The organism is Pseudomonas sp. OV546, assembly GCF_900116845.1.
Taxonomy (GTDB): Bacteria; Pseudomonadota; Gammaproteobacteria; order Pseudomonadales; family Pseudomonadaceae; genus Aquipseudomonas; species Aquipseudomonas petroselini.
In genome coordinates this window covers 35,859-49,702 of sequence record NZ_FPCE01000012.1, presented here as the reverse complement: position 1 = coordinate 49,702, position 13,844 = coordinate 35,859, and the positions used below count along the sequence as shown (strand labels likewise).

General features: G+C 61.1%; 10 protein-coding genes. All 10 read left to right on the top strand.

Annotated elements, in window-relative coordinates; translation table 11 throughout:
• Positions 1–33 precede the first annotated feature (33 nt).
• On the top strand, positions 34–1,449 hold the full coding sequence (locus BM403_RS23885) for a lytic transglycosylase domain-containing protein (RefSeq protein WP_046034069.1): 1,416 nt from the start codon (positions 34–36) through the stop codon (positions 1,447–1,449).
• A 316-nt stretch (positions 1,450–1,765) separates the two neighbouring features.
• A complete protein-coding gene (locus tag BM403_RS23880) occupies positions 1,766–3,595 on the top strand; it encodes an extracellular solute-binding protein (RefSeq protein WP_093545298.1) in 1,830 nt (609 codons plus the stop codon).
• A complete protein-coding gene (locus tag BM403_RS23875; RefSeq protein ID WP_093545295.1) occupies positions 3,592–5,430 on the top strand; it encodes an extracellular solute-binding protein in 1,839 nt (612 codons plus the stop codon). Before BM403_RS23880 ends, BM403_RS23875 begins: the two co-directional genes overlap by 4 nt.
• The gene (locus BM403_RS23870; protein ID WP_093545292.1) at positions 5,431–6,507 is read left to right on the top strand and encodes a microcin C ABC transporter permease YejB; all 1,077 of its coding nucleotides are present in this window, start codon (positions 5,431–5,433) and stop codon (positions 6,505–6,507) included.
• A 1-nt stretch (position 6,508) separates the two neighbouring features.
• Positions 6,509–7,528: an ABC transporter permease gene (locus tag BM403_RS23865; protein ID WP_012723835.1), complete on the top strand. Its 1,020-nt coding sequence runs from the start codon at positions 6,509–6,511 to the stop codon at positions 7,526–7,528.
• Between the two features lies 1 nt (position 7,529).
• A complete protein-coding gene (locus BM403_RS23860; protein ID WP_012723834.1) occupies positions 7,530–9,143 on the top strand; it encodes an ABC transporter ATP-binding protein in 1,614 nt (537 codons plus the stop codon).
• A 341-nt stretch (positions 9,144–9,484) separates the two neighbouring features.
• Positions 9,485–9,766 carry a peptidylprolyl isomerase gene (locus BM403_RS23855; protein ID WP_010210937.1) on the top strand — a complete coding sequence of 94 codons (282 nt, stop codon included), beginning with the start codon at positions 9,485–9,487 and terminating at the stop codon, positions 9,764–9,766.
• A gap of 130 nt (positions 9,767–9,896) precedes the next feature.
• Positions 9,897–11,756, top strand: coding sequence for an extracellular solute-binding protein (locus BM403_RS23850; protein WP_093545289.1), 1,860 nt, complete (start codon positions 9,897–9,899; stop codon positions 11,754–11,756).
• Entirely contained in the window at positions 11,756–12,817 is a 1,062-nt protein-coding gene (locus BM403_RS23845; RefSeq protein ID WP_012723832.1) for a microcin C ABC transporter permease YejB, read from the top strand. Before BM403_RS23850 ends, BM403_RS23845 begins: the two co-directional genes overlap by 1 nt.
• Positions 12,817–13,839, top strand: coding sequence for an ABC transporter permease (locus tag BM403_RS23840; protein ID WP_012723831.1), 1,023 nt, complete (start codon positions 12,817–12,819; stop codon positions 13,837–13,839). Before BM403_RS23845 ends, BM403_RS23840 begins: the two co-directional genes overlap by 1 nt.
• The last annotated feature ends 5 nt before the right edge of the window (positions 13,840–13,844 follow it).

Genomic DNA, 13,844 nt, shown 5'->3' with positions numbered 1-13,844 from the left:
CCGACATTTTTGCCCGGAACTTACTTCCAGCCAATGTCGTCATCTATTCGTAAATCCAACCATTCAGACGCATTGACCCGCCTGGCTCAAGCTGTGGCGGTGGCTGTGTCCGCCACGCTGGCGGGCTGCCAATCAAGCAATTTCACCGCACAATCCACCGTGCAACCCAAGCCGAACCTTAGCGCCAAGATCAAGCAGAAACCCGTCATCTGGCTGTCAGAGAAGCCTGCGCCCGAAGTGCCCCAGGACGTCTGGGAACGCATGCGACGGGGCTTTCAATTGCAGGAAGGCCTAGGTGTCAACCCGCGCATCGAGCAACAGCGCCTGTGGTTCGCCAGCAACCCTTCCTTCCTGGAGAACGCCGGAGAACGCGGCAGCCTCTACATTCACTACATCGTCGAACGCCTTGAAGAACGCAACATGCCCCTGGAGCTGGCGCTGCTGCCGGTGATTGAAAGTGCCTACAACCCGATGGCCTATTCGCGCAGCGATGCGGTCGGCCTGTGGCAGTTCATCCCCTCCACCGGGCGCTACTTCAACCTGCGCCAGACCCGCGCCTACGACGGCCGCCGCGACATCACCGCCTCCACCACCGCCGCCCTCGACTACCTGACCCGCCTGCACGACATGTTCAACGGCGACTGGCTGTTGGCCCTGGCCGCCTACAACGCCGGCGAAGGCACGGTGAGCCGGGCAATCGAGCGCAACGAGAAGCTCGGCCTGCCGACCGACTACTGGAACCTGCCCCTGCCCCAGGAAACCAAGGACTACGTGCCCAAGTTCCTGGCACTGTCCCAGGTGGTGCTGGCGCCCGAGGCCTATGGCGTCAACCTGAACCCGATCGCCAACACGCCGTACTTCGAAGTGGTTGAAGTCAAGCAGAGCATGGACCTGTCACGGGTTGCCGCGCTGGCCGAGATCGACGAAGACGAACTGTTCCAGCTCAACCCTGCCCTGAAACAACGCACCACCCTGGACGGTCCCCAGCATTTGCTGGTGCCCAGCTCCAAGGCGCAACTGCTCACCAGCACCCTGTCGACGATGAAGCCGGAAGAATTACTGGCGATGCGTCCGAAAAAGCAGGTGTTCGACGAAGTCGAGACCGCCCGGGTGGCCGGCCGCAGCCGCAGCTACAAAGTGCGCAGTGGAGACAACCTCACGCTCATCGCCAAGGCCAACAAGGTCGACGTGCATGACCTGCAACGCTGGAACAAGCTCAACGGCCAGGCCCTCAAGGTCGGCCAGACGCTGGTAATGCAGGACACGCGCAAGCTGGTGGCCAAGGCCGACAGCAAGAAGCCAGTGCAGTACAAAGTCAAGAAAGGCGACTCGCTGTACATCGTCGCCAAGCGCTTCAACGTTGAGATGCAACATCTCAAGCGCTGGAACCCGCGCACAGGCCAGGCGCTTAAGCCAGGGCAGATGCTGGTGGTTTCCGGGCCACGCTAACTGACAAACCAGCCTGTTTGTGTGAACAGGCTTGTATGGTGAACAGGCTTGCTGTGTTGAGCGGGCTTGTTGTGGTGAGCGGGCTTGCCCCGCGCTGGGCTGCGAAGCAGCCCCAATGGCTACACGCATTCCTCCAGACAAAACTCACCGCCTGGTTCCAGGGCTGCTCCGCAGCCCAGCGCGGGGCAAGCCCGCTCACCACAACAAGCCCGCTCCCACATAGGTTTATCGCCGATTTCAAGATGCTTTTTCCAACCGGAACAAGCTGTTACTGTACCGATCATAAAGCCCAAGCCGCCTGGATCGGATCTCTGACTTGAAGCGTCCCCTCCTTCTACTAATAAGTCTGGCCTTGAGCTTTGGTGCGAACGCGACGATTACCGAGAGCCACGGTTATACGCAGTTCGGCAGCCTCAAGTACCCGGCCAAATTCACCCACTTCGATTGGGTAAACCCTGCAGCGCCGAAAGGCGGGACATTGCGGGTCATGGCATTTGGCACCTTCGATACCCTCAACCCCTATACCTTCAAGGGCTCAAGCCCGGTTTCCACGCCCAATTTCCTGCAATACGGCGTGAATGAGCTGAATGAGCCATTGATGGTCGGCACCGGCCTTTATGCGCCGTCCGGCGATGAACCCACCTCCAGTTATGGGCTGATCGCGCAGTCGGTAGAGTACAGCGAGGACCGCAGTTGGGTGGTGTTCAACCTGCGCCCCCAGGCGCGCTACCACGATGGCAAGCCAATCACCGCCTACGATGTGGCGTTTTCCTATCGCACGCTGCTGACCGAAGGCCACCCGCAATACCGCACCAACCTGCAGGAAGTGGCACGGGTGGATATCCTCAACCGTCACCGCATCCGCTTTGTGTTCAAGCGCGCCGGCAACCCGTTGCTGATCCTGCGCCTGGGCGAGTTGCCGGTATTGCCCCAGCACTATTGGAAGAACCGCGACTTCAAGGCCACCACCTTCGAACCGCCGCTGGGCAGCGGGCCATACCGTATCACCAAGGTCAGCCCTGGGCGGCAACTGGTGTTCGAACGGGTCAAGGACTACTGGGGCAAGGACCTGCCGGTCAACCAGGGTTTCTATAACTACGACAAGGTCGAAGTGGAGTTCTACCGCGACAGCGACGTGGCCTTCGAAGCCTTCAAGGCCGGCGAGTTCGATATCTATATCGAGCACCAGGCCAAGAACTGGGCCAACGGCTACACCTTCCCGGCAGTGAACCGGGGTGATGTGATCAAGGCGCAGATCGCCCACCAGATCCCGACCCAAAGCCAAGGCCTGTTCATGAACACCCGGCGGCCGACCTTCAGCCAGACCAAGGTGCGCGAAGCCCTGGGGCTGATGTTCGACTTCGAATGGACCAACCGCACCCTGTTCAGCAGCGCCTATAAACGCACCTTGAGCTACTACCCCAACAGCGAGTTCGCCGCGACCGGCGTGCCCACCGGGCATGAATGGCTGATGCTCTCGCCGTACCGCGACCAGTTGCCGGCCAACCTGTTTACCCAGCCGTTCAGCCTGCCCCAGACCGACGGCCGCGGCATCCCCCGCGAGACCCTGCGCCACGCCCTGGCGTTGCTCGGCGAGGCCGGTTGGAAACTGTCAGGCCAACGGCTGCTGAACAAGGACGGCCAACCCCTGCGCTTCGAGATCCTGCTGGTCAACCCGAACCTGGAGCGCATCCTGCAGCCCTACGTCGAGAACCTGATCAGCATCGGCATCGACGCACGCCTGCGGACCGTCGACCGCGCCCAGTACAAGCAGCGCCTGGATCAATTCGACTTCGACATGATCCTGATCACCCTCAACCAGACCTTGAGCCCCGGCCTTGAGCAGTGGCAGTACTTCCACTCCAGCCAGGCCGCGATCAAGGGCAGCAAGAACTACGCAGGCATCGCCAACCCGATTGTCGATCACTTGCTGGAACAACTGCTGGCCGCCAAGACCCGCGAGGAGCAACTGGCCGCCGGCCGTGCCCTGGACCGCGTGCTGCTGTGGCAGCACTACAGCATTCCCAACTGGTACCTCAACTATCATCGCTTGGCGTACCGCAACCGGTTCGCCTTTGTCACCACGCCGCCCTACAGCCTGGGCCTGAGCGCGTGGTGGCTGAAAGCTTCGGAGAAAGCCCAATGATGTATTTGCGTACTGCCCTGCTCGGCAGCCTGCTGCTGTGCACCGTGGCCCAAGCCGCCCCGCAACATGCGTTGACGCTGTACAACGAACCGCCGAAATACCCCGCCGACTTCAAGCACTTCGACTACGTCAACCCGGACGCCCCCAAGGGCGGCACGTTCCGCGAGTCGGCCATGGGCGGCTTCGACAGCCTCAACCCCTACATCAGCAAAGGTGTGCCGGCCGATAACCTGAGCCTGATCTACGACACCCTGGCCATGCAAAGCCTGGACGAGCCCATCACCGAATACGGCCTGGTCGCCGGCAAGATCGAAAAAGCCCCGGATAACAGCTGGGTGCGGTTCTACCTGCGCCCCGAAGCACGCTTCCATGATGGCCACCCGATCCGTGCCGAAGACGTGGTGTTCACCTTCCAGGAACTGATCAAGGAAGGCTCGCCGATCTATCGCACGTATTACGCCGACGTCGACGAAGTGGTCGCCGAAGACCCGCTGAAGGTGCTGTTCAAGTTCAAGCGCACCAATAACCGCGAATTGCCGCTGATCCTCGGGCAACTGCCGGTACTGCCCAAACATTGGTGGGCGACCCGCGACTTCGCCAAGGGCAACCTGGAAGTGCCGCTGGGCAGCGGGCCGTACAAGGTGGCCGAGGTCAAGGCTGGGCGCATGATCCGCTATGAGCGAGTCAAGGATTACTGGGCCAAGGACCTACCAGTCACCCAAGGTTTCTACAATTTCGATAACCGCATCACCGACTACTACCGCGACAGCACCGTGTCGCTGGAGGCGCTGAAGGCCGGGCAGTTCGATTACTGGCTGGAATTCAGCGCGAAAAACTGGGCCAATGCCTACAACATCCCGGCAGTGACTGAGGGCCGCTTGATCAAGGAAGAAATCCCCAACGGCAACCCCACCGGGATGCAGGGCTTTGTGTTCAATACGCGCAAGCCGATGTTCCAGGACGTGCGCGTGCGCAAGGCCATCAGCCTGTTGCTGGATTTCGAGTGGAGCAACAAGCAGCTGTTCAATGGGGCCTATACCCGCACCCGCAGTTATTTCGAAAACTCGGAAATGGCCGCCACCGGCCTGCCCGGCCCGGACGAGCTGGCGATTCTCGAACCGCTGCGCGACAAGATCCCGCCCGAAGTCTTCACCCAGGCCTTCGAACCCTCCAAGACCGATGGCAGCGGCATGATCCGCAACCAACAGCGCGAGGCGTACCAGTTGCTGCAGGACGCCGGCTGGCGGATCGTCGATGACAAGATGGTCGACACCACCGGCAAGCCGGTGAAAATCGAATTCCTGCTGGCCCAGACTGAGTTCGAACGCATCCTGTTGCCGTTCAAGCGCAACCTGGCCGACCTGGGCATCGACTTGGTGATCCGGCGAGTGGACGTCTCGCAATTCGTCAACCGGATCCGCTCGCGGGATTTCGACATGCTGGTGGGCAGCTTCCCCCAGTCCACCTCGCCGGGCAATGAACAACGGGAATTCTGGAAATCCTCCAGCGCCGACAAGCCGGGCAGCCGCAATTACATGGGGCTCAAGGATCCAGCCGTCGACCAGCTGGTAGAAGAACTGATCGATGCACACTCGCGAAAAAGCCTGGTGGCCCACGCCAAGGCGCTGGATCGCGTACTGCAATTTGGCTACTACGTGATCCCCAACTGGCACATCAAGACCTACCGCGTGGCGTATTGGAATCACCTCGGGCACCCCAAGGTCCCGCCGCGCTACGACGTCGGCACCGCGACCTGGTGGGCCAAACCCAACGTCAAACCTGCTATTCCTTTAGACACAAGCACCAACGCCGATCCGGCGAGCGGAGGCGATTAAATGCTGGCCTATATCTTTCGCCGCCTGTTGCTGATCATCCCGACGCTGTTCGGGATCCTGCTGATCAACTTCGTCATCATCCAGGCCGCCCCCGGTGGCCCCGTGGAGCAGATGATCGCCAAGCTCGAAGGCTTTGAGGGCGCCACCAGCCGCATTGCCGGCGGCGGGGCCGAAGTGTCGGTGGCCGGCTCCAGCAGTTACCGGGGCGCCCAGGGCCTGGACCCGACGCTGATCAAGGAAATCGAAAAGATGTACGGTTTCGACAAGTCGGCGCCGGAACGCCTGTGGATCATGGTCAAGAATTACGCCCAACTGGATTTTGGCGACAGCTTCTTCCGTGACGCCAAGGTCATCGACCTGATCAAGGAAAAGATGCCGGTATCCATCTCCCTCGGGTTATGGAGCACGCTGATCATGTACCTGGTGTCTATCCCCCTGGGGATCGCCAAGGCCACCCGACATGGCAGCCATTTCGACGTGTGGACCAGTTCGGCAATCATCGTCGGTTATGCGATCCCGGCGTTCCTGTTTGCGATCCTGCTGATCGTGGTGTTTGCCGGCGGCAGTTATTTCGACTGGTTCCCCTTGCGCGGGCTGACGTCGAACAACTTCGACGAGTTGAGCTGGGGCGGCAAGGTCCTCGATTACTTCTGGCACCTGGCGCTGCCGATTACCGCGCTGGTGATCGGCAACTTCGCCACCATGACCCTGCTGACCAAGAACAGCTTTCTCGACGAGATCAACAAGCAGTACGTGGTCACCGCCAAAGCCAAGGGCCTGACCAACCACCGTGTGCTGTACGGCCATGTGTTCCGCAACGCCATGCTGCTGGTGATCGCCGGTTTCCCCTCGGCGTTCATCGGCATCTTCTTCACCGGTTCATTGCTGGTGGAGGTGATCTTCTCCCTCGACGGCCTGGGCCTGATGAGCTTTGAAGCGGCGATCAACCGCGACTACCCGGTGGTGTTCGGCACGCTGTTCATCTTCACCCTGCTGGGGCTGATCGTGAAACTGATCGGCGACCTCACCTACACCCTGGTCGATCCGCGAATCGACTTTGCCAGCCGGGAGCATTGAGATGAACCTGTCCCCCCTCAATCGCCGCCGGTTCGAGCGGTTCAAGGCCAACAAGCGCGGCTGGTGGTCGCTATGGCTGTTCCTGATCCTCTTCGTGCTGAGCCTGGGCGCGGAGCTGATCGCCAACGACAAGCCGCTGGCCGTGCACTACGACGGCGGCTGGTATTTCCCGGCGCTCAAGCGCTACCCGGAGACCACCTTTGGCGGTGAATTCCCGCTGGAGGCCAACTACAAGAGCCCGTATATCCAGGAACTGCTCAAGGCCAAGGACGCCTGGACGTTGTGGGCACCGATCCCGTTCAGCTACCAGAGCATCAACTACGACCTCAAGGTGCCCGCACCGGCGCCGCCCTCTTCGGTGAACTTGCTGGGCACCGATGACCAGGGCCGCGATGTGTTGGCGCGGGTGATCTACGGGTTCCGCGTGTCGGTGCTGTTTGCCCTGACCCTCACGGTGCTCAGCTCGATCATCGGCGTGATCGCCGGGGCCTTGCAGGGCTTCTATGGCGGCTGGGTCGACCTGGCCGGGCAGCGCTTCCTGGAAATCTGGTCTGGGTTGCCGGTGCTGTACCTGTTGATCATCCTCGCCAGTTTTGTGCAGCCCAACTTCTGGTGGCTGCTGGGGATCATGCTGCTGTTTTCCTGGATGAGCCTGGTGGACGTGGTGCGCGCCGAGTTCCTGCGCGGCCGCAACCTCGAATACGTGCGCGCGGCCAGGGCCTTGGGCATGCAGAACGGCGCGATCATGTTCCGCCACATCCTGCCCAACGCGATGGTCTCGACCATGACCTTCATGCCGTTCATCCTCACCGGTGCCATCGGCACCCTCACCGCCCTGGACTTCCTCGGCTTCGGCTTGCCGGCCGGCTCGCCATCGCTGGGCGAGCTGGTGGCCCAGGGCAAATCCAACCTGCAAGCGCCGTGGCTGGGCATGAGTGCCTTTGCCGTGCTGGCGATCATGTTGAGTTTGCTGGTGTTTATCGGCGAGTCCGCTCGCGATGCCTTCGACCCGAGGAAATGAGATGAATCAGGACAATCTGATCGAAATCCGCGACCTCTCCGTCGAGTTCGTCACCGGCGACCATCACCAACGCGTGGTGAACAACGTCAGCTTCGACATCAAGCGCGGCGAAACCATCGCGCTGGTGGGCGAAAGCGGTTCGGGCAAATCGGTCACCGCCCACTCGATCCTGCGCCTGCTGCCCTACCCGCTGGCGCGGCATCCTTCCGGCACCATCAACTATGCCGGGCAGGACCTGCTGACACTGAAAGAAAAAACCATCCGGCACATTCGCGGCAACCGCATTGCGATGATCTTCCAGGAGCCGATGACCTCGCTGAACCCGCTGCACAACATCGAGAAACAGATCAACGAAGTGCTGGGCCTGCACAAGGGGCTCACCGGCAAGGTCGCCACCCAGCGCACCCTGGAGTTGCTGGAATTGGTGGGCATCCCCGAGCCGCACAAGCGCCTCAAGGCTCTGCCCCATGAACTCTCCGGCGGCCAGCGCCAGCGGGTGATGATCGCCATGGCGCTGGCCAATGAACCCGAACTGCTGATCGCTGATGAGCCGACCACGGCCCTCGACGTGACGGTGCAGTTGAAAATCCTCGAATTGCTCAAGGAGCTGCAGGCACGGCTAGGCATGGCGCTGCTGCTGATCAGCCATGACTTGAACCTGGTGCGGCGCATCGCCCATCGCGTGTGCGTGATGCAAAAAGGCTGCATCGTTGAACAGGCCGATTGCGAGACGCTGTTCCAGTCGCCCCAGCACCCCTACACCCAGGAACTGCTGGCGGCGGAACCCAGCGGCGGCCCGGCGACCAATGTGATTGGCCCGCCGTTGCTGGAAGTCGATGACCTGAAAGTGTGGTTTCCGATCAAGAAGGGCTTCTTGCGCACCACCGTCGATTACGTCAAGGCGGTGGACGGCATCAACTTCAGCCTGCCCCAGGGACAGACCCTGGGCATCGTCGGCGAAAGCGGCTCGGGCAAATCCACCCTGGGCCTGGCGATTCTGCGGTTGATCGGCAGCAAGGGCGGCATTCGTTTTGAAGGTCAGCAACTGGATCGGCTCACCCAGCAACAGGTGCGACCGTTGCGTCGGGAAATGCAGGTGGTCTTTCAGGACCCGTTTGGCAGCTTGAGCCCGCGGATGTGCGTCAGTGAGATCGTCGGCGAGGGGCTGCGGATCCACAAGATGGGTACGCCTGCCGAGCAGGAGGCGGCGATTATTGCGGCGCTCAAGGAAGTGGGGCTGGATCCGGAATCGCGGCACCGGTACCCGCATGAGTTCTCTGGCGGTCAGCGGCAGCGTATTGCCATTGCCCGGGCGTTGGTGCTCAAGCCACGCCTGATTCTGCTGGACGAGCCGACCTCGGCGCTGGATCGCACGGTGCAGCGGCAGGTGGTCGAGTTATTGCGCAGTTTGCAGGCTAAGTACAACTTGACCTATCTGTTTATCAGCCATGATTTGGCGGTGGTTAAGGCGTTGAGTCACCAGTTGATGGTGGTGAAGCATGGGCAGGTGGTGGAACAGGGGGATGCAGCGGGGATTTTTGCTGCGCCGCAGCATGGGTATACGCGGCAGTTGTTGGAGGCGGCGTTTTTGGTGCCTGCTGCTCGTGTTGATTGACGCAGTACCTATCCGTTAATGCGGGATGGCTGTCCGCCCTTACGGCGGGTCACTTTCGAAAAGAGCCGGGATACCGGCCCAGCCAAACGTATCGACGTGATGTAGGGAGATCAATCAGCTCTGCTTTTGATCTACACCGCGCCATGCCGAGCCTAGGCGAGGCACCGAGTAGTGGGCGAAGCGTTTTTGGCGCGCTTCCAAAAGTGCCCCGCTGTAAGAGCAGAACCCTAAGTAGCCGTTGCCGAAGAAACGGATATGTACGCCAATCCCATGGAACTTTGCCAGGAAATAACCGCCTGAATCCGGTACGCTCACCCTTTTTACTCAAGGAGTTACTCCCCATGGCCAAAGCCACCGCCCGTCACATCCTCGTTTCCACTGAAGACAAGTGCAACGAACTCAAGGCCCAAATCGAAGGCGGCGCCGATTTCGCAGAAATCGCCAAAGCCAACTCCAGCTGCCCTTCCAGCCGCGACGGCGGCAACCTGGGTTCGTTCGGTCCAGGCCAGATGGTCAAGGAATTCGACACCGTCGTGTTCAGCGCCCCGGTCAACACCGTGCAAGGCCCGGTGAAAACCCAGTTCGGCTACCACCTGCTGGAAGTCACCAGCCGCCAGGACTGATCCTGTCTGTGCTGATGCTATAAACAACGGCCCGCCTTTTGGTGGGCCGTTGTGCATGTGATGACTGGCGACGCTGATGCCGTTAGCGTACAAATCCCTTTTCTTCTTCACACGGCGTTCAAGGCTGACAATGCGATTGGCTTTTTCCTACATGCTGAGCTCGACCCTGGCCCTGCTGCTGGCCAGTTCCGCCGTGATCGCGGCGCCCCAACCCTACCTGACGGTGTACGGCGAACCGGCCAAGTACCCCGCCGGCTTTACCCATTTCGACTACGCCAACCCCAACGCCCCCAAAGGCGGCAGCCTGCGCCGCTCGGCCATCGAGATTGGGCGCTTCGACCATGTGCTGCCGTATATCGACAAAGGCATCGGCGTGTCCCAGGTCGACGGCTGGCTCTACGCGCCCCTGGCCCAGCGCTCCCTCGACGAGCCCTACACGGTCTACGGCCTGGTCGCCGAGAAGATGGAACGCGCCGACGATGGCCTGTCGCTGCGCTTTTTCCTCAACCCCAAGGCACGCTTTGCCGACGGCAAGCCGATCACCGCCGAAGACGTGCGCTACAGCTTCGACCTGTTGATGACCCAAGGCAGCCTGCGCTTTCGCACCCTGTTCGCCGACGTCAAGCACGTCGAGGTCGAGGGCGAGCGTCAGGTACGCTTCGATTTCTCCAGCAATGAAAATCGCACCCTGCCCCTGGATATCGCCACCCTGCCCGTCTTCCCGGAGCACTGGTGGAAGACCCGCGACTTCGCCAATGGCGGCGGCTATGAAGCGCCCCTGGGCAGCGGCCCGTACAAGGTCAGCAAGATCGACTCCGGCAGCACCATCACCTTTACCCGCGACCCGAACTGGTGGGGCAAGGACTTGCCCGTCAGCCGTGGCCTGTACAACTTCGATCACCTGAGCCTGGAATATTTCGGCGACACCGAAGTGGCCCGCCAGGTACTGCGCGGCGGCGCCTACGATTTCAACCGCGAATTTTCCGCCACCGGCTATTCCATCGGTTACAACGGCCCGGCCCTGGATGACGGTCGCCTGCAACGCGCGCACCTGGCCAAGGAGATGCCGCAACCGGCCCAGGGTTATGTGTTCAACGTGCAAAAACCAGTCTTCAAGGACCGCCGCGTGCGCCAGGCCCTCGCGATGCTGTGGGACTTCGAATGGGCCAACCGGCAGATGATGCGCAATATGTATATCCGCCAACAAAGCTTCTTTTCCAATAGCCCGTTGGCGGCCAGCCAGCCGCCGACCCAAGAAGAACTGGCGATTCTTGAACCGTTGCGCGGCCAAGTGCCCGACGAGGTGTTCACCCAGGTGTTCAAGGCGCCGGTTACCGACGGCAGCGGCATGATCCGCGACAAACAGCTGCAGGCACTGGCCTTGTTGGAAGAGGCCGGCTGGAAACCGGACGGCGACAAACTGGTTAACGCCGAGGGCGAGCCGCTGGAGTTTACCTTCCTCAATGCCCAATCTGGCCTCGAACGCCTGTTGCTGCCGTACAAACGCAACCTGGCGCAGATCGGTATCACCCTGAATATCCGCCGTATCGACGCCTCCCAATATGTGAACCGGGTGATGGCACGGGACTACGACATGATCGTCACCGGCTTCCCGGTCACCACCTCGCCGGGCATGGAGCTCTACAACTATTTCGGCTCGGCCGCCGCCTTTGACCCAGGCGCCAACAACTACATGGTGCTCAAGGACCCGGCCGTCGACAGCCTGATCAAGGGCCTGGTCAAGGCCGACACCCAGGCGCAGATGCTCACCTACGCCCACGCGCTGGACCGCGTGCTGCAATGGAACTACCTGTGGATTCCCAACTACTACCCGCCCGGCACGTCCGCCGCGTGGTGGAACCGCTTCGGCCGCCCGGCCATCGAGGCGAAAAACGACGAAGCCCTGGAAACCTGGTGGGAAATCAGCCCCACGCCCCTGACCAACGAGCAAATGAAGGTTGAGCTGAACAAACGCGGAGGTGCACGCTGATGTTTGCCTATATCGTGCGGCGCCTGCTGCTGATCATCCCGACGCTGGTGATCATCCTGTTGGTGAATTTCGTGATCGTGCAGGCCGCTCCAGGCGGGCCGGTGGAACAAGCCATCGCCCACCTGCAAGGGATTGGCGGCGGTGGCGTCGGCGGTTCATCCGGCGAAAGCATCAGCGGCGGCTCCCGTGCCAGCCGTGGCCTGGACCCGAAGCTGATCGCCGACATCGAAAAACAGTACGGCTTCGACAAGCCCGCGCCGGAACGCCTGTGGCTGATGCTCAAGAGCTATGCGCAGTTGGACTTCGGCAACAGCTTCTTTCGCGGCAAGACCGTGATCGACCTGATCCTGGAAAAAATGCCGGTGACCATTTCCCTCGGCCTGTGGGCCACGCTGATCACTTACCTGGTGTCGATACCCCTGGGAATTCGCAAGGCGGTGCGCCATGGCAGCAGCTTCGACGTATGGAGCAGCACCGCGATTGTGATCGGCTATGCGATGCCTGCGTTCCTGTTCGCGATGTTCCTGATTGTGGTCTTTGCCGGCGGCACCTCGCTGAACTGGTTCCCGGTGCGCGGGCTGGTGTCGGAAAACTTCGAAGAGCTGAGCACCGTGGGCAAGATCGCCGACTATTTCTGGCACCTGGTCTTGCCGGTCACCTCGTTGGTCATCGGCGGGTTCGCCACGCTGACCATCCTGACCAAAAACTCGTTTCTGAATGAAATTACCCGCCAGTACGTGGTGACGGCGCGCGCCAAGGGCTTGAGCGAACGGCGCGTGCTGTACGGGCATGTGTTTCGCAACGCGATGTTGCTGGTGATCTCGGGCATTCCGCAGGCGTTTATTGCGGTGTTCTTTGCCGGCTCGCTGCTGATCGAGGTGATCTTCTCCCTCGACGGCCTTGGCCGCATGAGCTACGAGGCCGCGGTGTCCCGCGATTATCCGGTGGTGTTCGGTTCGCTGTTTATCTTTACGTTGTTCGGCCTCTTGATAAAACTCATCGGTGACCTCTGCTACACCCTGGTGGACCCGCGTATCGACTTCGCCGCGAGGAACGCCTGATGCTTAATCTGTCTCCCGTGGCGCGTCGACGTTTCGAGCGGTTCAAGAAGAACCGTCGCGGCTGGTGGTCGCTGTGGCTGTTTATCGGCCTGTTTATCCTGACCCTCGGCGGCGAGTTGATCGCCAATGACAAGCCCTTGGTGCTGAGTTTCAAGAACGAGCTGTATTTCCCGGTGTTCAAGCGTTACACCGAGCAGCAGTTCGGCGGCCAGTTGCCGTTCCAGGCCGACTACCGCAGTGACTACGTGCAAAAGCTGATAGAGCAGGACGGCGGCTGGATGCTGTTCCCACCGATCCCGTTCAGCGACGACACGCCCAACTACGAACTGACCCGCCCTGCCCCCAGCCCGCCCTCGGCGGTGAACTGGCTGGGCACCGATGACCAGTCGCGGGATGTGCTGGCGCGGGTGATCTTTGGCGCACGCGTGTCGATCCTGTTTGCCTTGGCGCTCACCGCGATCAGCGCTGCCATCGGCATTGCCGCCGGTGCATTGCAGGGCTATTACGGCGGCTGGGTGGATTTGATCGGCCAGCGCGTGCTGGAGGTGTGGTCCGGGCTGCCGGTGCTGTACCTGCTGATCATCCTGTCGGGTTTTGTGGAGCCGAATTTCTGGTGGTTGCTGGGGATCATGGCGCTGTTTTCCTGGCTGGCCCTGGTGGACGTGGTGCGCGCCGAGTTCCTGCGCGGGCGCAACCTGGAATACGTCAAGGCCGCACGAGCCCTGGGCTTGGGCGACGGCAAGATCATTCGCCGGCATATCCTGCCCAACGCCATGACCGCTACGTTGAGCTACCTGCCGTTTATCCTGACCGGGGCGATTTCCACCTTGAGCGCCCTGGATTTCCTCGGTTTTGGCATGCCGGCGGGCAGCGCGTCGCTGGGTGAACTGATCGCCCAGGGCAAGCAGAACCTGCAAGCGCCGTGGCTGGGCCTCACGGCGTTTTTCACCTTGGCGCTGATCCTGTCACTGCTGGTCTTTATCGGCGAGGCGTTGCGTGACGCCTTCGACCCCCGTTCATGAGTGCC